Source organism: Phenylobacterium sp. (genome assembly GCF_030693625.1).
GTDB classification, from domain to species: domain Bacteria; phylum Pseudomonadota; class Alphaproteobacteria; order Caulobacterales; family Caulobacteraceae; genus Phenylobacterium; species Phenylobacterium ferrooxidans.
On record NZ_JAUYAF010000027.1, the window covers coordinates 1 to 21,450 of the forward strand.

Annotated in this window: 24 protein-coding genes and 1 pseudogene; 5 read left to right on the forward strand and 20 right to left on the reverse strand. The window is 68.3% G+C overall.

The window, feature by feature from the left end:
• From Q8N10_RS05900 to Q8N10_RS05920, 5 genes are all read right to left on the reverse strand, one after another.
• The coding region (locus Q8N10_RS05900) for an IF-2-associated domain-containing protein (RefSeq protein WP_305663877.1) at positions 1 to 381 on the reverse strand (381 nt) is incomplete at its 3' end.
• Positions 382 to 466: 85 nt separating this feature from the next.
• Entirely contained in the window at positions 467 to 1,105 is a 639-nt protein-coding gene (locus Q8N10_RS05905; RefSeq protein WP_304780310.1) for an RNA-binding protein, read from the reverse strand.
• Between the two features lie 8 nt (positions 1,106 to 1,113).
• Positions 1,114 to 2,862 carry a transcription termination factor NusA gene (gene nusA, locus Q8N10_RS05910; RefSeq protein ID WP_304780313.1) on the reverse strand — a complete coding sequence of 583 codons (1,749 nt, stop codon included), beginning with the start codon at positions 2,860 to 2,862 and terminating at the stop codon, positions 1,114 to 1,116.
• Positions 2,863 to 2,866: 4 nt separating this feature from the next.
• Positions 2,867 to 3,418, reverse strand: coding sequence for a ribosome maturation factor RimP (gene rimP, locus Q8N10_RS05915; protein WP_304780316.1), 552 nt, complete (start codon positions 3,416 to 3,418; stop codon positions 2,867 to 2,869).
• 106 nt (positions 3,419 to 3,524) lie between these two features.
• Positions 3,525 to 4,061, reverse strand: a complete 537-nt coding sequence (locus Q8N10_RS05920; RefSeq protein ID WP_304780318.1) for a shikimate kinase — start codon at positions 4,059 to 4,061, stop codon at positions 3,525 to 3,527.
• 111 nt (positions 4,062 to 4,172) lie between these two features.
• Between Q8N10_RS05920 and ppa the strand changes: the two genes are divergently transcribed.
• The gene (gene ppa / locus Q8N10_RS05925; RefSeq protein WP_293497199.1) at positions 4,173 to 4,742 is read left to right on the forward strand and encodes an inorganic diphosphatase; all 570 of its coding nucleotides are present in this window, start codon (positions 4,173 to 4,175) and stop codon (positions 4,740 to 4,742) included.
• On the opposite strand, the gene trmB is transcribed toward ppa, so the two are convergent.
• The 3 genes and pseudogenes from trmB to metK all read right to left on the reverse strand — a co-directional run bounded on the left by trmB (position 4,743) and on the right by metK (position 7,025).
• A complete protein-coding gene (trmB, locus tag Q8N10_RS05930) occupies positions 4,743 to 5,414 on the reverse strand; it encodes a tRNA (guanosine(46)-N7)-methyltransferase TrmB (protein ID WP_304780322.1) in 672 nt (223 codons plus the stop codon). It lies immediately after the preceding gene.
• 10 nt (positions 5,415 to 5,424) lie between these two features.
• Positions 5,425 to 5,793 (reverse strand): annotated as a pseudogene (locus tag Q8N10_RS05935) (YkvA family protein); the annotation flags it as partial.
• Positions 5,794 to 5,804: 11 nt separating this feature from the next.
• Positions 5,805 to 7,025: a methionine adenosyltransferase gene (metK, locus tag Q8N10_RS05940; RefSeq protein WP_304780334.1), complete on the reverse strand. Its 1,221-nt coding sequence runs from the start codon at positions 7,023 to 7,025 to the stop codon at positions 5,805 to 5,807.
• A gap of 233 nt (positions 7,026 to 7,258) precedes the next feature.
• Here metK and Q8N10_RS05945 point away from each other — a divergent pair, with 233 nt between their 5' ends.
• A complete protein-coding gene (locus Q8N10_RS05945) occupies positions 7,259 to 8,305 on the forward strand; it encodes a hypothetical protein (protein WP_304780337.1) in 1,047 nt (348 codons plus the stop codon).
• A gap of 4 nt (positions 8,306 to 8,309) precedes the next feature.
• Here the strand turns inward: Q8N10_RS05945 and Q8N10_RS05950 are convergent, their stop codons facing one another.
• From Q8N10_RS05950 to Q8N10_RS06000, 11 genes are all read right to left on the reverse strand, one after another.
• Positions 8,310 to 8,999, reverse strand: coding sequence for a gamma-glutamyl-gamma-aminobutyrate hydrolase family protein (locus tag Q8N10_RS05950; protein ID WP_304780340.1), 690 nt, complete (start codon positions 8,997 to 8,999; stop codon positions 8,310 to 8,312).
• Between the two features lie 2 nt (positions 9,000 to 9,001).
• On the reverse strand, positions 9,002 to 9,460 hold the full coding sequence (locus tag Q8N10_RS05955; protein ID WP_304780342.1) for a helix-turn-helix domain-containing protein: 459 nt from the start codon (positions 9,458 to 9,460) through the stop codon (positions 9,002 to 9,004).
• 58 nt (positions 9,461 to 9,518) lie between these two features.
• Entirely contained in the window at positions 9,519 to 11,090 is a 1,572-nt protein-coding gene (lnt, locus tag Q8N10_RS05960) for an apolipoprotein N-acyltransferase (protein ID WP_304780345.1), read from the reverse strand.
• Entirely contained in the window at positions 11,087 to 11,959 is an 873-nt protein-coding gene (locus Q8N10_RS05965; protein ID WP_304780347.1) for a hemolysin family protein, read from the reverse strand. The genes lnt and Q8N10_RS05965 overlap by 4 nt, the downstream gene beginning before the upstream one ends.
• Positions 11,952 to 12,413: an rRNA maturation RNase YbeY gene (gene ybeY, locus Q8N10_RS05970; RefSeq protein ID WP_304780350.1), complete on the reverse strand. Its 462-nt coding sequence runs from the start codon at positions 12,411 to 12,413 to the stop codon at positions 11,952 to 11,954. Before ybeY ends, Q8N10_RS05965 begins: the two co-directional genes overlap by 8 nt.
• A complete protein-coding gene (locus Q8N10_RS05975) occupies positions 12,410 to 13,363 on the reverse strand; it encodes a PhoH family protein (protein ID WP_304780353.1) in 954 nt (317 codons plus the stop codon). Before Q8N10_RS05975 ends, ybeY begins: the two co-directional genes overlap by 4 nt.
• Positions 13,360 to 14,700 carry a tRNA (N6-isopentenyl adenosine(37)-C2)-methylthiotransferase MiaB gene (miaB, locus tag Q8N10_RS05980; protein ID WP_304780356.1) on the reverse strand — a complete coding sequence of 447 codons (1,341 nt, stop codon included), beginning with the start codon at positions 14,698 to 14,700 and terminating at the stop codon, positions 13,360 to 13,362. Before miaB ends, Q8N10_RS05975 begins: the two co-directional genes overlap by 4 nt.
• 50 nt (positions 14,701 to 14,750) lie before the next feature.
• The gene (locus tag Q8N10_RS05985; RefSeq protein WP_304780358.1) at positions 14,751 to 15,158 is read right to left on the reverse strand and encodes a Fur family transcriptional regulator; all 408 of its coding nucleotides are present in this window, start codon (positions 15,156 to 15,158) and stop codon (positions 14,751 to 14,753) included.
• 71 nt (positions 15,159 to 15,229) lie between these two features.
• Positions 15,230 to 15,685 (reverse strand): GNAT family N-acetyltransferase, encoded by a 456-nt coding sequence (locus Q8N10_RS05990; RefSeq protein WP_304780360.1) that lies wholly within the window; start codon positions 15,683 to 15,685, stop codon positions 15,230 to 15,232.
• Positions 15,682 to 16,326, reverse strand: coding sequence for a tRNA (adenosine(37)-N6)-threonylcarbamoyltransferase complex dimerization subunit type 1 TsaB (gene tsaB, locus Q8N10_RS05995; RefSeq protein WP_304780756.1), 645 nt, complete (start codon positions 16,324 to 16,326; stop codon positions 15,682 to 15,684). Before tsaB ends, Q8N10_RS05990 begins: the two co-directional genes overlap by 4 nt.
• The gene (locus tag Q8N10_RS06000) at positions 16,326 to 16,904 is read right to left on the reverse strand and encodes a NifU family protein (protein ID WP_304780363.1); all 579 of its coding nucleotides are present in this window, start codon (positions 16,902 to 16,904) and stop codon (positions 16,326 to 16,328) included. Before Q8N10_RS06000 ends, tsaB begins: the two co-directional genes overlap by 1 nt.
• A 190-nt stretch (positions 16,905 to 17,094) precedes the next feature.
• On the opposite strand from Q8N10_RS06000, the gene Q8N10_RS06005 reads away from it, so the two are divergent.
• The 3 genes from Q8N10_RS06005 to Q8N10_RS06015 all read left to right on the forward strand — a co-directional run bounded on the left by Q8N10_RS06005 (position 17,095) and on the right by Q8N10_RS06015 (position 20,673).
• Positions 17,095 to 19,014, forward strand: a complete 1,920-nt coding sequence (locus tag Q8N10_RS06005; protein ID WP_304780365.1) for a potassium transporter Kup — start codon at positions 17,095 to 17,097, stop codon at positions 19,012 to 19,014.
• Positions 19,014 to 19,376, forward strand: a complete 363-nt coding sequence (locus tag Q8N10_RS06010; RefSeq protein ID WP_304780368.1) for a hypothetical protein — start codon at positions 19,014 to 19,016, stop codon at positions 19,374 to 19,376. The genes Q8N10_RS06005 and Q8N10_RS06010 overlap by 1 nt, the downstream gene beginning before the upstream one ends.
• 64 nt (positions 19,377 to 19,440) lie before the next feature.
• Positions 19,441 to 20,673, forward strand: coding sequence for an argininosuccinate synthase (locus Q8N10_RS06015; RefSeq protein ID WP_304780370.1), 1,233 nt, complete (start codon positions 19,441 to 19,443; stop codon positions 20,671 to 20,673).
• Between the two features lie 73 nt (positions 20,674 to 20,746).
• Here the strand turns inward: Q8N10_RS06015 and Q8N10_RS06020 are convergent, their stop codons facing one another.
• Complete coding sequence (locus tag Q8N10_RS06020) at positions 20,747 to 21,328, reverse strand: hypothetical protein (protein ID WP_304780373.1); 582 nt, start codon at positions 21,326 to 21,328, stop codon at positions 20,747 to 20,749.
• Positions 21,329 to 21,450: the final 122 nt, after the last annotated feature.

Genomic DNA, 21,450 nt, shown 5'->3' on the forward strand with positions numbered 1-21,450 from the left:
CGCGGCCTCGCGGGCCGCCTGCTCAGCGGCCTGGCGGGCCTGGTGTTCGCGGGCGAGTTCGATGGCGCGCTGACGGGCGCGTTGTTCCTCAGCCGAGAGATTACCGTCGGCGGTGGGGCCGCCGGCCGGACGTGGCGCCGAAGGGGCCGGCGGGGTGAACACCCGCTTCTCGGCCGGAGACGGCGCGGCCAGATTGCCTGGCGGGGCCGTGTGGGTGCGGGCGCGCTTGGTCTCGACGACCACGGTCTTGGACCGGCCGTGGCTGAAGCTCTGCTTCACCGTACCCGCGCTCACCGACCCTGCGACGCCACGCGGCTTCAGGGTTAGAGGTGTGCGTCCGCCAGGGGCGGGGGGCCGGCCGTTGTCGTTGTCGTCGCTCATGCGCTCGCTTTACATACCGGCCGGGCGTTCCGACCACGTTCAATAGCTTTAGGCGCGCGGAACGAAATTCGTTCCGCCCGCCTCTTCAGGGCTCCTCGCGCCAACTCTCGGGAAGGAGCGGGCGGAAGCCAGATAGACGGTGGACATCGAAAGTCCACTGATCGGCGCCGCGCCCCGCAAGGAAGGCGGTGTGTATCACATTCTCTCCGCCCAAGGCCAAACCCAATTCCTCATTGGAATAGAGTCCGAGAAGCTTGGGCGCGCGCGGTGACTTGCGGGCCACATTGAGGATCTTGCGGCGACCGTCCTGCGCGCCGTCGGCGGCCTCGATCACCCAGGCCGCGCGGCCGGCGTTCAGCGCGGCAGCGACCTTTTCGTAGCCTGAGATAAGATCGCCCGCCCGCTTGGCAAGGCCCAGCCCGTCCAGGACGCGCCGCCGCAGCAGGCTGTCCACCTGGTCGGCGAGGTCGGGACTGGCGCTCAGCTTGGCCTTGGCGGAGCGGGAAAACAGCCCCTTGCGCGCCGCGGTCTCCACCGAAGCGCGATCGGCGGCGACCCACATTCCCCGGCCCGGCAGCTTGCGCGCCAGGTCTGGGACCACGACCCCGCCCGGACCCGCCACGAAGCGGATCAGGCGCTCCTCGGCCATCACCTCGCCCGTGACGATGTCGCGCCGCTCGCGCGCGACCTGCGCCAGGGTGGTGGGGACGGTAGAGGCGGTCACGCTGAGGCTTACGCCTCCTCGTTGTCGGCGGGCGGCGCTGCTTGTTCAGCCCCGGGCTCGACTTCGGCCTCGACGGGCGCGGCGGTCTGAGCCCCACGAACACCGAAAACCTGCTCCTCTTCCGAGAGCTCGACCTGGGCCACTTCCTGGGCTTCCGGCTCGGGCGGGGCCTCGACCCAGCCCATCACCACGCGGGCGCGCATGATCAGGGCCTCGGCGTCGGCCGCGTCCAGGTTGAAGGCTTCCAGGATGCCCGGCTCGCGAACCCGGTCGCCGTCCTTGCTCTCGAACCAGCCGCGCAGATCGTCGGGGATCAGGCCGGCCAGGTCCTCGACGGTCTTCACATCGCCGGCGCCCAGGGCCACGGCGACCGGCAGGGTGACGCCCTCGATCTCCAGCAGGCTGTCCTCGACGCCGTATTCGCGGCGCTTGGCGTCCAGTTCGGCGGCTTCCTTCTCCAGGAAGTCGCGGGCGCGGGCCTGGATTTCCTCAGCGGTGTCCTCGTCGAAGCCCTCGATGGCGGCGACTTCGGCGTTCTCGACATAGGCGACATCTTCAACCGAGGCGAAGCCCTCGGTGACCAGCAGCTGGGCGATGACCTCGTCGACGTCCAGGGCTTCCTGGAACAGGGCGGTGCGCTCGGTGAACTCGCGCTGACGGCGCTCGCTCTCCTGGCTCTCGGTCATGATGTCGATCTGCCAGCCGGTCAGCTGGCTGGCGAGGCGGACGTTCTGGCCGCGACGGCCGATGGCGAGGCTGAGCTGCTCGTCGGGAACGACGACTTCGACGCGCTCGTCCTCCTCGTCCATGACGACCTTGGAGACTTCGGCGGGGGCCAGACCGTTGACGATGAAGGTCGCCTCGTCCGGGCTCCACTGGATGATGTCGATCTTCTCGCCCTGCAGCTCGGCCACCACCGCCTGCACGCGCGAACCGCGCATGCCGACGCAGGCGCCGACGGGGTCGATGGAGCTGTCGTTGGAGACCACGGCCATCTTGGCGCGCGAGCCCGGATCGCGGGCCACAGCGCGGATCTCGATGACGCCGTCGTACACTTCAGGAACTTCCTGGGCGAACAGCTTGGCCATGAAGCCGCCGTGGGCGCGGGACAGCAGGATCTGCGGGCCCTTGGTCTCGCGGCGGACGTCGTAGATGTAGCAGCGGATCCGGTCGCCGATGTTGAAGTTCTCGCGCGGGATCGACTGGTCGCGGCGCATGATGCCTTCGCCGCGGCCCAGGTCGACCACGGTGTTGCCGTACTCGACCCGCTTGACCACGCCGTTGACGATCTCGCCCACGCGGTCCTTGAACTCTTCGTGCTGGCGCTCACGCTCGGCTTCGCGGACCTTGCCGGTCACCACCTGGCGGGCCATCTGGGTCTGGACCCGGCCGAACTCGAAGGGCGGCAGGACCTCTTCGTAGGTCTTGCCGACGAAGGCGTCCTTGTCGACGCTGAGGGCTTCCTTCAGGCGGCGCGACCCCATGGGCTCGCTGGGACCGTCCTCGCTGTCCTCGGCTTCATAGACCAGGTCATCGGGGATCACGGTGATCACGCGCTTGATGATGGTCTCACCGGTCTTGGGATCGATATGGACCCGGATGTCGTGCTCGGCGCCGTAGCGCGAGCGAGCGCCCTTCTGGATCGCCTCCTCGATCGCCTCGATGACGATCTCCTTGTCGATCGACTTCTCGCGGGCCACGGCCTCGGCGATCTGCAGGAGTTCAAGCCGGTTGGCTGAAATGCCGGTCAGGCTCATGATCTTAGTCCTCTTGCTCGGGCGTCTGTTGCGGGGTGTCGGCCAGCCGTGCGGCGCGCTCGTCGGCGCCGCGCTTCATCAGCTGGTCGGTCAGGATCAGTTTGGCCTCAACGATCCAGGCGAAGGGCACCAAGGCGGTCTCCGCCTCTCCTTCCAGATCGATGGCGACATTGTCGTTCTCGACGCCGGCCAGCATGCCGCGGAAGCGTTTGCGGCCGTCGGCGACGCGGTCGAGTTCGAGGCGGGCCTCATGGCCCTCATAGTTGGCGAAGTCCTTCATCCGGGTCAGCGGACGGTCGACCCCGGGGGAGGAGACTTCCAGGGTGTATTCGCCGCTGATCGGATCGGCGGCGTCCATCACCTCGGAGATGGCGCGCGACAGCTTGGCGCAGTCCTCGACGATCATCTCGCCGTCGGGGGTCTCGGCCATGATCTGCAGGCGCCGGGCGTGCTCGCCGCCCATCAGGCGCAGGCGGACGATCTCGTATCCCGAGGCCTGCGCCACCGGGTCCAGCAGCTCCAGGAGCGATTTATCTTCTGCGGTCTTGCCTCGCATAGGCTCGGCGGCTCTCCGGCAACAAAAAAGCGGCCGGGCCGAAGCCTGCCGCTCATAGGCGCTATCCAGCGCTTACGGACGATGTGAGCGCCTCTATAGCACTCCCTCAGGACCTTGTCAGCCCCAGGGCGCGCGCCATCTCCGCGGCGATCTCGGCGGGTCCGGCCGTGCTGAAGATGCGGATGTCGCCCTGGTCAAGATAGTCGGCGAAACGGCGGGGGAACTTGGCGGCCTCGCGCTCGGGCTCGAGACCGATGCCCCGACCAAGCTGGCGAGCGACGACGATGCGGGTCGCGGCCTCCAGGTCTTCACAAGGAAGTAGACGGATCGAGGTTCCGGTCGCCCTCACCCCGGCCTGGTTGGCCGCCAGCAGGCCGGGCGGGGTCTCACGCGCCAGGAAGCCGGAGGAGAGCGGGACCACCGCGGTCTCAGAAAGCTCTTCCACCAGAGTCGCGAACAGAGCGGCGTTCAACTCGACGTAGCGGAGATAGCCCTGGTCCTGGATCACACCGCCGATATCGCCGATGCGGGCCATAAATTCCTGGTCAAGGTCCAGGAAGGGGCAGCCCAGCAGGCGGGCCAGTTCGCCCCCCGCCGTGGTCTTGCCGACTCCGCCGGGCCCGATGATGAAGATGCGCGGCATGGACGCAGAGCCTGCCCACGCCGGGGATCGCGTCAAGCAGGCCTTTATCCGCCGCACCGAATAGTCCAAAGACCGCGGCTACTTCCCTGTGTGTGAAAAGGCCATCTCCCCATGGACATTTCCAAGATCTCGGTGGGCTTCAATCCGCCGTACGACGTCAACGCCATCATCGAGATTCCGCAAGGCGGGGAACCGGTGAAGTATGAACTCGATAAGGAAAGCGGCGCGATCTATGTCGACCGCTTCCTGCACACCGCCATGTTCTATCCGGGCAATTACGGCTTCGTACCCCACACCCTTTCGGGGGACGGCGACCCGATGGACATCCTGGTGGTGGGGCCCACCCCGGTGGTGCCCGGCGCGATCATCCGCTGCCGCCCGATCGGCTGCCTGATGATGGTGGACGAGGCCGGCAACGACGAAAAGATCCTCGCCGTGCCGGTGGACAAGCTGCACCCCTTCTATGCGGGACTGGACAGCTGGCGCGGCCTGCCCTCGATCCTCACCGAGCAGATCGCCCACTTCTTCCAGCACTACAAGGACCTGGAAAAGGGCAAGTCGGTCGAGATCGTCCGCTGGGCCGATCCGGAAGAGACGGGCGAGCTGATCCGCCAGGGCATCGAGCTGAACACCAAGGTGGAGGCTGAGAAGGCCGCCGCCAAGCTCAAGCAACTGAAGTAGTCAGGCCCTCACGAAGTCCAGGAACACCGGCGCGCAGTCGCCCAGGCGCTTTTCCTCATAGCGCGTGGTGATGTGGTCGGCGGGCGGGACGCGCCAGTCATCGGCGCGTTCCGCCGGCCAGGCGAACTGGCCGCCGGCCAGCACCCGCTCCAGGGTCCAGTCGGCATAGTCGGCCCAGTCGGTGGCGAAGCGCAGTCGGCCGCCGGGTTTCAGCAGCCGCGCCAGCTCGGCGATCGTCTCGGCCTGGATCAGGCGGCGCTTGTTGTGGCGCGCCTTGGGCCAGGGATCGGGGAACAGGACAAACACACGGTCCAGGCAGGCGTCGGGCATCCGCGCCATCAGATCGCGCACATCGTTGTCATGGATGCGCACGTTCCGGAGGCCCGCCTCCTCCACATGCCGCAGGGCGCTGGCGACGCCGTTGAGGAACGGCTCGGCGCCGATGATCAGGGTGTCGGGGGATCGCGCGGCCTGGGCCGCCATGTGCTCGCCGCCGCCGAACCCGATCTCCAGCCAGACCTCGCGCGCGTCGGGCAGCAGGGTCTTGGGGTCGAAGTTCTCCAGCGGCGCGCGGACCTGCGGCAGCAAGCTGTCCATCAGGGCGGCCTGGCGCGGCTTGATCGGCCGCGACTTGAGGCGGCCGAAGGACCGGAGGGGTGGGTGGCTATCCATGCCGCGCCCTCTAGCCCAGCCGCACGTGGCGAGCCAGCAGCATCCCGCCTGCGATGACGAAGGCCAGCCAGATGAGGATCACGGCGCCGGCCGCGATCTTGCTCACCGGTCGGCGCGCAGCGGCCTCGGCGGCGGCGCGGTGATCGTCCATCACCCGGGCCGGGATCAAGCGGATCGCCAGCCAAAGGCCGAGCGGGACCAGAACCAGATCGTCGAGATACCCCAGGAGCGGGATGAAGTCGGGGATGAGGTCGATCGGCGACAGGGCGTAGGCCGCAACGGCCAGACCCAGCAGCTTGGCGGCGACCGGCGTGCGTGGGTCACGCGCCGCCAGCCAGACGGCGTGGGCGTCTCGACGCAGCGAGAACGCCCAGCGCCGGAGCGCCTCGATCAGAGGGCGGCCCGCAGCTTTTCCACGAGGTCGGTCTTCTCCCAGGAGAAGCCGCCGTCCTTGTCGGGCGTGCGGCCGAAGTGGCCGTAGGCCGCGGTGCGGGCGTAGATCGGCTTGTTGAGGCCGAGGTGCTCGCGGATGGCGCGCGGCGTGGCGCCGCCCACCAGTTCGGGAAGGATCTTTTCCAGCTTGGCCGCGTCGACTTCGCCGGTCTCGTGCAGATCGACATAGAAGGAGAGCGGGTTGGCGACGCCGATGGCGTAGCTGATCTGAATGGTGCACTTCCGGGCCAGGCCCGCGGCCACCACGTTCTTGGCCAGGTAGCGGCAGAGATAGGCCGCCGAACGGTCAACCTTGGTCGGGTCCTTGCCGGAGAAGGCGCCGCCGCCATGCGGGGCCGCCCCGCCGTAGGTGTCGACGATGATCTTGCGGCCCGTCAGGCCCGCGTCGCCGTCCGGCCCGCCGATCAGGAACTTGCCGGTCGGGTTGACGTGCCACTTGGTCTTCTTGGTCACCAGGCCGTCGGGGAAGACGCCGAGGACGTAAGGCTTGATCAGCTCGAGGATGCGCTTCGACGAGGCGGTGTTCTCGCCGATCTTCTTGGCGTGCTGGGTGGAGACCACGATCTGCAACACCTCGACCGGGCGGCCGTCCTGATACAGCAGGGTCACCTGGCTCTTGGCGTCGGGCTCCAGGCCCTTGGCCTCGCCCGAGTGGCGCACGGCGGCCAGCTTGCTGAGGATATTGTGCGAATACTGCAGGGTGGCCGGCATCAGTTCCGGCGTCTCGTCGCAGGCGTAGCCGAACATGATGCCCTGGTCGCCGGCGCCTTCGTCCTTCTTGTTGGACGAGTCCACGCCCTGGGCGATGTCGGCCGACTGGGCGTGCAGGTGGTTGGCGAACTTCGCCTTCTGCCAGTGGAAGCCCTTCTGCTCGTAGCCGATGTCCTTGACCGCGGCGCGCACCAGCGGCTCCAGGGTGCCAAGGATATCCTTGGTCATCTGCTTGTTCTCGGCCTTGGAGGCGCCCGGCTTGCCGGCGCGGACTTCACCGGCCAGCACGATGCGGTTGGTGGTCACCAGGGTCTCGCAGGCGACGCGGGCCTCGGGCTCCGCGGCCAGGAAGGCGTCGACCACGGTGTCGGAGATGCGGTCGGCGACCTTGTCGGGATGGCCTTCGGAAACGCTTTCCGAGGTGAAGATGTAGGAGGAACGGCTCAAGTGAAGGCTCCGGAAAATGCGCGAGCGCCGCGTGCGGGAGCGGCGATCTGGAAGGTCGCGGAAATCCTATAAAGAAATCTTTATATCCCGCAAGCGGGGCCGCGCCCCGGGCGACGGTTTAACCCTGACCCTCTACCGCCGGATGAATCGGCGGCGAGCAGGCGATTCCCCTTTGTCGGTGAATTCCGGCGCGCGCTAGAACGGGCTCTCCGGTCACCTCGGACTTCACACGCATGCTGAGCTGGATCCACGCGAACCTCGGACAGGCCTGGGGACCGCTGCGCCTGTTTGAGTCCTTCTTTTTCCTGGCCGCCATCGGCTTCGCGGTGAGCGCGCTCGCCACCTGGGTCGCGCTGCCCCGCCTCTGGTCGCGCCTGCCCACCGACCGGGGCCGCGCCTTCGCGGTCAACGCTGAGATGAGCGTCGGCAAGCCGATCAGCGCGGGCCTGATCTTCGTCAGCATCTTCTGCGTCGCCTGCCTGATCTTCGTGCCCTTTGGAGCCCGCTGCCTGCTGACCCTGCCGCTCATGCTGGCGGCCATGCTGGTGGGCTACTTCGATGACCGGCGGGGCGGCTTCTCGGAGTACCAGCTGGCCGTCATGGACCTGGCGATCGCCCTGGGCGCCGCCATGGTGATCTATGGCTTCATGCCCGCCACCATCTGGCTGCCGGGCTGGAAAGGGGTCCTGACCCTTGGCCCCTGGCTCTCCATTCCCCTGGGCACCGCCATCATCTGGCTGTCCATCAACGCCACCAACTGTTCGGACGGCGTGGACGGGGTCTCGGGCAGCCTGACAGGCACAGCCATCCTGTTGCTGGGCGGCCTGCTCTATGCGGTGATCGGCAACGAGGTGGTGGCCGGCCACCTCAACATCCCGGTCAGCGCCGAAGGGGCGAGTTGGGCGATCATGGCCTTCCTGATGGTGGGCTGCGTCGCGGGCTACCTCTGGTACAACGCCGCTCCCAGTCTGGTGCTGATGGGCGACGCCGGGTCCCGGCCGCTTGGCCTGCTGATCGGCATGCTGGTGGTGGCCACCAACAATCCACTGTTCCTGCTGCTGGTGGGCTCGGTGATCCTGCTGAACGGCGCGACTGGCCTGGTGAAGGTGGCCCTGCTGCGGTTCTTCGGCCTGAAGATCCTGGCGGGCATCCGCTTTCCCCTGCACGACCACTGCCGGAAGGAGCTGGGCTGGTCCAACACCCAGGTGCTGGTGCGGTTCATGCTGGTGCACCTGGGCCTCTCGGCCCTGCTGGTGATCCTGGCCCTGAAGGTCCGCTAGCGGGTTATCGGGGCGCGCAGGCGGCGACGAAGCCGCGGAAGATCGCGTCGCCCGGGTGGTCGGCGCCGGCGAACAACTCCTGATGCCACTGGATGCCGATGGCGAAGCCAGGCCCGTCCAGCTCGACAGCCTCGATGACGCCGTCGGGCGCATGGGCGACGGCGCGCACCCGGGACCCCAGTTGCGCGATGGCCTCGCGATGGAAGCTGTTGACCTCCAGGGTCGGCGCCCCGATCAGGCTGGCCAGCTGCGACCCGGGCAGGATTGAGATCTCGTGCCTCTGGTCCCGGTTGTCGTGGTCGAGGACATCCCCCAGGGTCCGCACATCGGCGGTGAGCCTGGACCCGTGCAGGCAGGCCAGCATCTGCATGCCGGCGCAGATCCCCAGCACCGGCTTTCCCGCCGCCAGAAAGCCCGACATCAGGGCCTGCTCCACCTCCAGGCGCGGCGAGTCCGGGGCGAACGAGGCCTCGCCGTCCAGATACCAGGCCGGTGGATAGGCGAAGCGCCCGCCGACGCTGAGCAGGCCGTCGAAGTCGGCGACGACGCCCGGGACCATCTCGGCGAAATAGGGCAGCCCGAAGGGCGCGGCGCCTGCCTCGCGCAGCCCCAGGAAATAGCCCTTGTGGGCTTCGTAGCGCGTCGCGCCGCTGCTGGTGTTCTCATCCAGCAGGACGGCGATCCGCGGCCTCATCCTCAGGCGACTTTTGCGGGCTCGCGGGGCGCGGCCGGTTCCGGCTCTCCGTCATCCTCGTCGACCATGGCGCGGACCAGGTCGAGGATGCGGCGGCGCACGCGGGCGCGTCGCACCTTCGGGAAGACGGCGGCCAGTTCCATGCCCTCTGGCGTCATCAGGAAGGCGTGGGCCGGCGAGGGGCCGTCGCTGGAGGCCGGGGCGTTGAGCTCGGCGTCCGGCAGGCCATCGAAGAAATAGGAGATGGAGGTCTGCAGCGCGCGGGCCATGTCCCACAGCTTCGACGCGCTCACCCGGTTGGCGGCGCGCTCATATTTCTGGACCTGCTGGAAGGTCAGGCCGATCGAATCGGCCAGTTTTTCCTGGCTCACGCCCAGCTCCTTGCGCCGGAGCCGGATACGCAGTCCCACGTGAAGGTCGACCGGATTGGGGGATCGGTCGACGTCGAATTCCTTGGCCATGTGCTTCCCAATAGACGAGGTCGATCGCCGCCGTCAAAACGATGACGCCCGCGTCAACTCAATGTGCTCGTCGAATACGTCCCGCCACCGCGATGGACGCGGATAAGAGCAACATGATGGCGAGTCCGCCGTCCCCGAAACGTGAATACACCGTACGGGCGAGCGCCGGCGGCAGCCGAACGTCGATGATTCCTTGCTCTCCAAGGGTTAGGCGGGCGCCCAAAATGGGACCCCCATAGGCGTCGATCATCGTCGACACCCCCGTCGGGGTGGCCCGCGCGATCGGCAGGCCCTCCTCGATCGCACGGTAGGCCGCGATGTTGAGGTGTTGCCAGGGACCGCTGCTGGCCCCGAACCAGGCGTCGTTGGACACGTTCAGCAACCACTGCGCCCGTTGGCCGCCCCGCTTGGCGGCGGCCGACGCGAAGCCCGGGAACAAGGCCTCATAGCAGATCAGCGGCTGCAGGGCCGGCACACCCTGCGGGTGGATGGGCCGGGGCGGCGGGCCGGCGGTGAAGTCCTCGGGCATGTGCACCAGGCTGCGGATGCCGAGCCTGGTGGCCAGGTCTCCCAGCGGCAGGAACTCCCCGAAGGGCACCAGCCGGTGCTTGTCATAGAACCCGGTCACCCGCAGGCCGGGTGCCTCGCGGCGCAGCACCACCAGGCTGTTGAAATAGTCCACGCCGCCCTTGGCGCCGGGCCCCACCCGGTTGGCGCCCATCATCAGGGTCTGGCCGGGCGCCAGCGCCTCGGTGAGCCGGAGGACATAGGGGCTGCCGGGCGCCAGCAGGTCGTCGATCACCGCGGGCAAGGCGCCCTCCGGCCAGATGACGATGTCGGGACGGACCTGAGACGCCTGGGTGGTCAAGCCGACATAGGTGGAGAACACCATGTCCAGGTTCTCCGGCTTCCACTTGTCCTTCTGGTCAATATTGGCCTGGACCAGCCGCACCATGGGGGCGTCGGCGGCGGTCGCCTTGGCTGTGGCCAGCCGCAGGGCGCCGAAGCCGTAGAGCCCCGCCAGGGCGGCGACGATGGCCGCGCCGGCGGCCAGCCGGGTCCGGCCCGGAGTCCACAGCAGGGCGGTCGCGGCCCCGAGCGCGATGGTGATCCAGGACAGGCCGTAGGCGCCCACCACCGAGGCCATCTGGGACGGGGCCGAGCCTGCGCGCCAGGCCTCGCCGGGCAGGTTCCAGGGGAACCCGGTGAGCACGTGGCCACGCAGCCACTCGCAGAGCGCCAATGCGCCGGCGAAGACCAGCACCCGCCAGGGGCCCTTCACGTCGGCGAGGCGGTAGATCAGGGCCGCCAGGCCCCAGAACAGCGCCAGGCCTCCGGACATCGCCAGCAGGGCGATGGGGGCCATCCAGCCCTGGTTGGCGGCGTCCACCATGAAGGGTTCGGTGATCCAGTGGGTGCCGACCGCGAAATAGCCGACCCCGGCCAGCCAGCCCCGGAAGAAGGCCGAGCGAAGGGGTCGCGGGCCACCCGTCTCGGCCAGCCACATCAGCAGGCCATAGGCCACGATGCCGATGATCAGGCCCAAGGGCGGGTGGGCCAGGCCCGCGCCGACCCCAGCGACGACCGCCAGGATGCGCGCGCGCCAGGCCGGCGTCAGGGGAAGCTTCAAATGATGACGTCCGGCTCGGGCAGCCGGCGCACCCGCACCCGCTTGACCCGGCGCGGGTCGGCGTCGGTGACTTGGAACTCAAAGCCCGCCGGGTGGCTGATCACCTCGCCGCGCTGCGGCACCCGGCCGGCCAGGGCCGTCACCAGCCCCGCCACGGTGTCGATTTCTTCCTCAAGGTCCGGCGGGGCCAGTTCGGCGCCGACGGCGACCTCCAGCTCCTCCAGGGGCGCGCGGGCGTCAACCTCGAACACCCCGCCTGGGCGAGCGACGACGCCGGCCGCCTGGGCGTCGTCGTGTTCGTCGTCGATCTCGCCGACCACCGCCTCCACCAGGTCCTCCAGGGTCACCAGGCCATCGGTGCCGCCGAACTCGTCGATCACCAGGGCCATGTGGATCCGGCTGGTCTGCATGCGCAGCAGCAGGTCGGCGGCGCGCATGGAGGCCGGCACATAGAGGGCGTCGCGGCGCACTTTCTGCAGGATGGCGTCGTCAGGCCCGGGTGGCTTGCCGCCCTTGGGCTTGGGGCCAGCCATCAGCTTGAAGATGTCCTTCACGTGCACCACGCCGACCGGATCATCGAGGGTCTCGCGATAGATCGGCATACGGCTGTGCTCGGCTTCAACGAACCGCTCCACGAGGCCGGAGAAGGGGGTGGTGAGCTCCACGGCGACAATGTCGGCGCGTGGGGTCATGACGTCATCGACCCTCAGGGTCTGGAAGGCCTGGGCCTGGTCGACCATGCGGTCGCCCACCAGGTCCACCGGGGTCGGCGGCGGCTCCATGCCGCCCGCGCCGCGCAGCCGTCTCAGGAAGGCCCGTATGCCGCGGCTCTTGCGCGCGGCTGCGGGCGGGTCTTCGGAACTAGCCATCGTCTCCCTGTTCGGCGCCGTAGGGATCAGGGGCCCCCAGACCGGCCATGACCACGCGCTCCAGACCTTCCATGTCCTCGGCGTCGTCGTCGGTTTCGTGGTCGTACCCTACAAGATGCAGCACCCCGTGCGCCACAAGGTGTTGCAGATGGTGGGCCAGGGTCTTGCCCTGCTCGGCGGCCTCGCGGACGCAGACCCCGTGCGCGAGGGCCACGTCCCCCAGGTGATCCTCGGGATTCGGCGGGGCCGGGAAGGACAGCACATTGGTCGCCGTGTCCTTGCCCCGGAAACGGCTGTTGAGGTCCTCGACACCGGTGTCGTCGGTCAGCAGGACCACCACCGCGCCGGCCCGCTGGGCGCCGGCCAGGGCGGCCCGCGCGGCGGCCACCACCAGGGCCTCGGCGTCTGGAAGGTCCCGCGCCCAGGCTTCGTCCTCGATCTCGACGTCGATCAAATGGAGCGTCCGCGCTTGGCGGCGTCGGCGTCATAGGCCCGCACGATGCGCTCCACCATCGGATGGCGCACCACGTCCTCGACGGTGAAGCGGTTGACCCCCACGCCCTTGACGCCCTCCAGCAGGCCGACGGCGTGCGCCAGGCCCGAGTCGGCGGAATTTACCAGGTCGATCTGGCTGGGGTCGCCGGTCACCGCCATGCGCGAACCCTCGCCCAGGCGGGTCAGCACCATCTTCATCTGCAGGCGGGTGGTGTTCTGGGCCTCGTCGACGATGACGAAGGCGTGGTTCAGGGTGCGGCCGCGCAGGAAGGCGATGGGCGCCACCTCGATCTCCCCCTTCTCACGCCGCCGCTTGAACTGGTCGGCGCCCAGAATGTCGGTCAGCGCCTCCCAGACCGGCGCCATATAGGGATCGACCTTTTCCGACAGGTCGCCGGGCAGGAAGCCAAGGCGTTCGCCCGCCTCCACCGCCGGACGGCTGACGATCAGGCGCTCCACCTCGCCGCGCAGCAGCATGCCCGCCCCATGGGCCACGGCCAGGAAGGTCTTGCCCGTGCCGGCGGGGCCCAGGCCGAACACCAGTTCGCAGGCGGCCAGCGCCTGGAGATAGCGGGCCTGGCCCGGCGTCTTTGGCGCCACCTGGCCCCGACGTCCCGAGGGCAGGCTGCCTGGCGCGCTGCCGCGGCCCACCCGCACCTGGCCGATGGCCACCCGGACGTCGGCCTCGGTGATCTCCAGGCCCTGGTCGGCGCGCTCGGCGATCTGCTCCACCACCCGCTTGGCGTTGGCGCGGCCCTTGGAGTCGCCATTGATCGACACCCCGCCGCCCGGGGTTTCGATGAAGACGTCGAAGGCGTCCTCGATAAGGGCCGCGTGCCGGCCGGCCGCCCCGCCCACCGCGCGGACGGCGATGTCGGAGAGGGGGATGAATTCAGGCGCCTTACTCAAGCGAACTCCAATGCCAGGGACCCGGCGAGGCTCATCTTGGCCGCGCTCTCGATGTGAACCGGAACGATCTGGCCGATCAGATGATCCGGACCGTTCACATGCACCGCCTGCAGATAGGGGCTGCGGCCGGAAAGTTGACCCGGATGGCGTCCGGCGCGCTCGAACAGCACCGGCAGGGTCTTGCCCGCCTGGCTTTCGTTGAAGGCGGCCTGCTGTTCGTCCAGCAGAGCGTTGAGGCGGGCCAGCCGCTCATCCTTGACCTCTTCGGCCACCTGGCCGGGCATGGCGGCGGCGGGCGTGCCGGGGCGGCGGGAGTATTTGAAGGAGAAGGCCGCGGCATAGCCGACCTCGGCCACCAGCTGCAGGGTGGCTTCGAAGTCGCTCTCGCGCTCGCCCGGGAAGCCGACGATGAAGTCGCCGGCCATGGCCATGTCGGGCCGGGCCTTGCGGATCTTCTCCACCAGCCGCAGGTAGCTCTGCGCGGTGTGGGCGCGGTTCATGGCCCGCAGGATCTTGTCGGAGCCGGCCTGCACCGGCAGATGCAGATAGGGCATCAGGGCCTCGACCTCGCCGTGCGCCTCGATCAGGGCGTCGTCCATGTCGGCGGGGTGGCTGGTGGTGTAGCGGATGCGGTCCAGGCCCTCGATCTGCGACAGCTTGCGAGCCAGGCCCGCCAGGCCGCCTTCGCCGCTGTAGGCGTTGACGTTCTGGCCCAGCAGGGTGACCTCGCGCACGCCCTGCGCGGCCAGGCTGCGGGCCTCGGCCAGGATGGCCTCCACGGGCCGGGAGAATTCCGCCCCCCGCGTATAGGGCACCACGCAGAAGGTGCAGAACTTGTCGCAGCCCTCCTGGATGGTCAGGAAGGCCGTGACCCCGGACGGCTTGCGGTCCGACCCCAGGCGATCGAACTTGGCCTCCGCGGCGAAGTCGGCCGAAAGGCGCTCGCCCTTGGCGCGGTGGGTGCGGGCGATCAGTTCGGGCAGCTGGTGATAGGCCTGGGGCCCGATGACCAGGTCCACCGCCGGCTGGCGGTGCATGATTTCCTTGCCCTCGGCCTGGGCGACGCAGCCGGCCACGGCGATGGTCATGGACTGGCCGGCCGCCTGGCGGGCCAGCTTCATCTGCTTGATGTAGCCGAGCTCGGAATAGACCTTCTCGGTGGCCTTCTCCCGGATGTGGCAGGTGTTGAGCACCACCAGGTCGGCGTCCTCGGGGCGCTCGGCCATGGCGTAGCCCAGGGGGCTGAGCACGTCAGCCATCCGCTCGCTGTCATAGACATTCATCTGACAGCCGTAGGTCTTGATGAAGAGACGCCGGATGGGCGCGGGGTCGGACATGGCGGGGTTTATGCGGCTGTGGACAGGCGCAAGCAAGCCGACCGGCCAGCCTACTCCTCCATCGGGACGCCGTAGAGCTCCAGACGGTGATCCACCAGCTTGTAGCCGAGCTTGCGGGCGATGGCCTCCTGCAGGGCCTCGATCTCGTCGTCTACGAACTCGATGACCTTGCCCGACTTCATGTCGATGAGGTGGTCGTGATGGACCTCGGTGGCTTCCTCATAGCGCGAGCGGCCGTCGCGGAAGTCGTGGCGCGCGATGATGCCGGCTTCCTCGAACAGCCGCACCGTGCGGTAGACCGTGGCGATGGAGATGTGCGGATCCACCTGGTGGGAACGGCGGTAAAGCTCTTCCACGTCGGGATGATCATGAGCCGCCGACAGCACGCGCGCGATCACGCGGCGCTGCTCGGTCATGCGCATGCCCTTTTCGACACAGAGATTTTCGATCCGGTCCACGAACCGACTCCTGATTTCCAAATGCCGACGGAGCCCGAGGGCTCCGACATCGTATAGCGAGCGTCACAGGTCTAGAGGGACCCGTCGCCGAGGTCGAGACGCATGACAACGGCGTCCACATAGATGCCGCCGCCGCGGTCATAATAGCTGGGCCGGCGGCCGGCGCGAACAAAACCGTGGGCTTCGTAGAGGGCGAGGGCGGGATCGTTGTCCACAGCCACCTCCAGGAACATGGCCTGCGCCCCCGCCGACCTGGCCGCCATGGCCGCGGCCGCCACCAGGGCGCGGGCGACGCCTCGACGCCGCGCGTCGGGATCCACCGCTAGGGTCAGGACCTCGGCCTCGCCGGCCAGGGCCCGGCAGAGGATCATGCCCAGCGGCGCCCCGTCCTCCACGAGCAGGCCAAAGGCGCCCGGGCCGCTGGCCAGGTCGGCGATCTCTTCAGGCCCCCAGCCCGGGGTGAAGGCGCGGCGGTGCACCTGCGACAGGGCGTCGAGGTCGGCCTCGGCGGCGGGGCGCAGGTTCATGCCGGCAGGTCGCGGCCGCCCGGCAGCTTGGCGTCGGGGGCGCGGAGATAGAGCGGGCGGGGCGGGACCGGCAGGCGGACGGCGGCGATCTGGGCCACCGCGACGGGATCGGCGTGGTCGGCGGCGACCACCGCGGCGTGGGGCAGGGCGCCCGCCAGCAGGGGCGCGCCGGAGCCCACCAGGGTCACATTCCCCGCCCCGGCCAGCTCGGCCAGGCGCGCGGCGGCCGTCCCGGGCGGCAGGGCGTCGGGCGCGCTGACCGCGACGCCGTCGGCGAAGGCCTGGAGGTAGACCTGGTCACGCTTGGCGTCGAGCACGGCGAACACGGTTCCCGACAGCGGATGGGCCAGGGCCTCCAGCACCCCGACCCCAACAACGGGGATCGACAGCGCCGCCCCCAGGCCCTTGGCGAAGGCCAGCCCCACCCGCAGGCCGGTGAAGGAGCCAGGGCCGATGGTGACGCCGACCCGATCAAGCTGGTCGAAGGCGACGCCGGCCTGTGTCATCACCTGCGCCACGAGGGGGGCGAGGCGCTCCTGGTGGCCGCGGGCCATGGGCTCGACGCGAGAGGCCAGCACTCGCCCACCGTCGAGGACGGCGGCCGAGCAGGCGCCCAGGCAGGTGTCTATCGCGAGAAGGATCAGAGGGTCTGCTCGACCCGGGTCACTTCGGGCACATAGTGCTTGAGCATGTTCTCGACGCCGGCCTTCAGGGTCGCCGAGGAGGACGGGCAGCCTGAGCAGGCGCCGCGCATGTGCAGCCAAACGACTCCGGTGTCGGGCTCGAAGCGGTTGAACAGGATGTCTCCGCCGTCCTGGGCCACGGCCGGACGGATGCGGGTGTCCAGCAGGTCCTTGATCTCGGCCACCACCTGGGCGGTGTCGGCGTCGTAGACGGCGTCGTCGTCATGGCCGCCGCTTTCGGCGCTGGCCTCGGCGGCGAACAGCGGCCGGCCCGAGGCGAAGTGGTCCATGATGGCGGCCAGGACCGGCGCCTTCAGGTGCGGCCAATCGGCGTCGGGGTTCTTGCCCACGGTGACGAAGTCGGTCCCGAAGAAAACCCGGTCGACGCCGTCGATCTCGAAGAGGTCGGCGGCCAGGGGCGAGGCCTCGGCTTCCAGGGGGCTGCGGAAATCTCGCGAGCCTTCCGCCAGGACCGTCTGTCCGGGCAGGAACTTCAGGACCTCGGGATTGGGCGTCGGTTCGGTCTGGATAAACATGGGCCAGATGTGGCGCTAGAACAGGCAATGCGCAAGCTTTGGCGCTCCGCCGACGCTTGGAGCGCGACCAGCCGCCGCATGACGGGGCCAAGCTGCGATTGAACGGCGCTGGGAAAGGGTGTATCGCGCCCGCCGCACAACGGCATCGTGCCGACCAGGGGAACCGGCTTTTCGGTCCCGGAGACTTTGGATGGCTGATCCGGCCAGCGCCGCCCCCGAGGCGACGGAGGATTCACAGCACGCCCCCCATAAGGACAGCTTCCGCGCGCTTGCGCTCGGGGCGATCGGCGTGGTGTTCGGCGATATCGGCACCAGCCCGCTCTACGCCATGCGCGAGGCGCTGCATCACACCAAGGACACGGTCTCCAACGAGCTGGCCGTGCTGGGCGTGGTGTCCCTGGTGACCTGGGCGCTGATCCTGATCGTCACCATCAAATACGTCGTCTTCCTGATGCGCGCCGACAACAAGGGCGAGGGCGGCACCCTGGCCCTGATGGCCCTGGCGCAGCGTTCCCTCGGACGGCGGTCGACCGCCGTGTTCGTCCTGGGCATGGTCGGCGCGGCGCTGTTCTATGGCGACGGCATCATCACCCCGGCGGTGACGGTGCTCTCGGCCATCGAGGGCCTGAAGGATGCGCCGGGGATCGGCAACAACATGGACGGCCTCGTGGTCCCCATATCCGCCGCCATTCTGGTGGCCCTGTTCATGGTCCAGGCCAAGGGCACCACCAGCATCGCCCGGTTCTTCGGGCCCATCACCGCCGTGTGGTTCCTGGTCCTGGCGGGGCTGGGCGCCTACCACATCGCCGACGACATCTCGATCTTCCGCGCCCTTCTACCCCACTACGGGGTGATCTTCCTCTGGGACAACGGCCTGCTGGGCTTCATCATCCTGGGCAGCGTCTTCCTGGCGGTGACCGGGGCCGAGGCCCTCTATGCCGACATGGGCCACTTCGGGAAGAAGCCGATCCAGGCGGCCTGGCTGATCCTGGTCCTGCCGGCCCTGTTGCTGAACTATCTGGGCCAAGGTGCCCTGGTGCTGTCAAACCCGGCGGCCAGGTCCAACCCCTTCTTCGAGATGATCCCACAGGCCATCTACTGGCCGGTGCTGCTGCTGGCCACAGCCGCGGCGGTCATCGCCTCCCAGGCGGTGATCACCGGCGCCTTCTCCATGACCCAGCAGGCGGTTCAGCTGGGCCTGCTGCCGCGCATCGACATCCGCCGCACCAGCGAGACCCAGGCCGGCCAGATCTATGTGCCCCAGGTCAACACCATCCTGATGATCGGGGTGCTGGTGCTGCTGTTCACCTTCCGCAACTCCTCGAACCTCGCGGCCGCCTACGGCATCGCGGTGACCGGGGCGATGTTCGTCGACACCCTGCTGTTCTTCGTGATCATCAAGCACATGTGGAAGCGGCCGACCTGGCAGGCCTGGCTGGCGGCGCTGGGCTTCGGCGCCCTGGACGTGACCTTCATCTCCTCGAACCTGCTGAAGATTCCCCAGGGCGCCTGGCTGCCCCTGGTGATGGGCCTGGTCCTGGTGGTGATCATGTGGACCTGGACCCGCGGCGCCCAGATCCTCACCGACAAGACGCGGCGCGATTCCGTGCCCCTGCTGGAACTGTCGGAAATCCTCAAGGCCCGGGCGCCCCACCGCGCGCACGGCACGGCGATCTTCCTGACCTCCGATCCGGAGGTGGCGCCCGTGGCCCTCATGCATAACCTCAAGCACAACAAGGTCCTGCACGAGAAGAACATCATCCTGACCGTCCACACCGCCGAGACCCCGCGGGTGAAGGAGGACAACCGGGTGACGATCGAGCCGATCAACGACGACTTCAAGAAGGTGATCATCAACTACGGCTTCATGGAGAGCCCGAACCTGCCCAAGGCGCTCGGTCTCTGCCGCAAGCTGGGCCTGAAGTTCGACATCATGGCAACCAGCTTCTTCCTGGGCCGCCGCTCGGTGGTGGCCTCGGCTCAGTCGGGCATGCCGCTGTGGCAGGACAAGCTGTTCATCTTCCTGATGCGCAACGCCGCCAACCCCACCGACTTCTACAAGATTCCCCCCGGCCGCGTGGTCGAGCTCGGAACCCAGGTGACCGTCTGATGCTGCTGGCTCTCCTGGGCGACGCCCTGTGGATCATCTCGCTCTCGATCATGGCGTCCACCACCCGGGCGGCCTGGGGCCGGATCGATCCGGAAACCAAGGTGCCGCTGCAGTTCGCCCTGAGCGGCAAGCCGACCTTCCGGGTGAAGCGGAATCTCGCCCTGCTGGCCATCCCGACCGCAGCCTTCTTCCTGGGGCTGGCCCTGGTGGCGTTCAACCGTAACGCCGCCGCCAGCCTGGAGCACTCGGTGATCCTGTTTGGCGTGCGAGCCACCGCGGCGGCCCTCATCGCGGTCGGCCACCTGCGCTGGCTGAAGGCCGCCCTGGACCAGCTGCAGAGCGAAGGCGCGCTCAAGCCTTGATACGCCGGGCCTTTGGCCCCTATACGCCCGCGACGTCCACTCCCGCTCGAAGGTCCGCACCCCCATGTCCAAGCCCGCGATCAAGAAAGTCGTCCTGGCCTATTCCGGCGGGCTCGACACCTCGATCATCCTGAAGTGGCTGCAGACCGAGTATGGCGCGGAGGTCATCACCTTCACCGCCGACCTGGGTCAGGGCGAGGAGCTGGAACCCGCCCGCGCCAAGGCCCTGGCCGCCGGGGTGAAGCCCGAGAACATCTTCATCGAGGATGTGCGCGAGGAGTTCGTCCGCGACTTCGTCTTCCCGATGTTCCGCGCCAACACGGTCTATGAAGGCCAGTACCTGCTGGGCACCTCCATCGCCCGGCCGCTGATCGCCAAGCGCCAGATCGAGATCGCCCGCAAGATGGGCGCCGACGCCGTCAGCCACGGCTCCACCGGCAAGGGCAACGACCAGGTCCGCTATGAGGTGGCCTATTACGCCCTGGAGCCGGACATCCATGTGATCGCGCCGTGGCGGGAGTGGGACTTCAAGAGCCGCGAGGCCCTGCTGGACTTCGCCGAAAAGCACCAGATCCAGATCGCCAAGGACAAGCGCGGCGAGGCGCCCTTCAGCGTCGACGCCAACCTCCTGCACTCGTCCTCCGAGGGCAAGGTCCTGGAGGACCCGGCCGTCGAGGCGCCCGAGTTCGTCTATATGCGGACCATCGCTCCGGAGGATGCGCCCGATAAGGCCACCGTCTTCACGATGGACTTCGAGAAGGGCGACCCCGTCGCCATCGACGGCGTGACGATGAGCCCGGCCACCCTGCTCACCCGGCTGAACGAGCTGGGCCACGCCAACGGCGTCGGCCGGCTGGACCTGGTGGAGAACCGCTATGTCGGCATGAAGTCCCGGGGCGTCTACGAGACGCCGGGCGGGACCATCCTGCTGGCCGCCCACCGGGGCATCGAGTCCATCACCCTGGATCGTGGCTCCATGCACCTGAAGGACGAGCTGATGCCGCGCTATGCGGAGCTCATCTACAACGGCTTCTGGTTTACCCCGGAGCGCGAGATGCTGCAGGCCGCCATCGACCACAGCCAGGCCATGGTCTGCGGCCAGGTGACGGTGAAGCTCTACAAGGGCAATGTCACCATCATCGGCCGCACCAGCCCCTACTCCCTCTACGACCAGGACCTGGTCACCTTCGAGGAGGGCAAGGTGGCCTATGACCACAACGACGCCTCGGGCTTCATCAAGCTGAACGCCCTGCGCCTGCGCGTGGCCGCCAAGCGGGACAAGCGCGTCAAGGGCTGACCACAGCCCCTTCGGCAGACAGCAAAACGCCCGCCTCCGGATCTGGAGGCGGGCGTTTCTGTTTGGGAAGAGCTTAAGGGGCCGGGCGCAGGACCCGGGGACCGATATTGTCCATCACGGCGCGGGCGTCGAAGGCGCGAGTGTCGCCCTCTGGCTTGCGGCCGCGATGCATGACGATCTCGGCGCTGGCCTCGAATCTCTCCACCGTGCGGACATCCATCCGGTCGGCCCAGAAGGGGTCGCCGAAGAAGGGGTCCCACGAGCGCCAGCCGTAGCCGCCGCCGTAGTAGCGCCAGGACGGACGCCAGTAGTTGTATCCGGGGCCGTACCAGGGCCGGTAGAAGGGATCGGGTTCGATATAGGTCCGCGCGTTGCGGTCGGTCTGGCGATCCACCACCGAGAACCAGTCATAGCCCTGGGCGACAGTCAGCTCGGCGGCGCGGTAGAGCAGATAGCCCTCCACGGTCTCCCGCGAGGTCATGCTGTTGCCGGCGAAATTGACCCGGAAGCGGTCGGCGTCGAGCCGCACCTCCGAGAAGCCGCCAGAGGTGGCCTGGCCGCGGATATTGGGCTGGTAAGGGGTTGCGGTGGCGCAGGCCCCGAGGGTGGCCGCGAGCACGGCGCTGGCGGCGAGGGCGGCAAGTCGGCGGGTCATGATGGGCGCCTGGGTTGAACGTCTGGAATATACCAACCGAACACATGGGCGTAATTTTGGTTGCCGCCAAGCATTTGATGTCAAAGTCGAAATGACAAAAGTCGAGGCGCGCCCACCTTGAA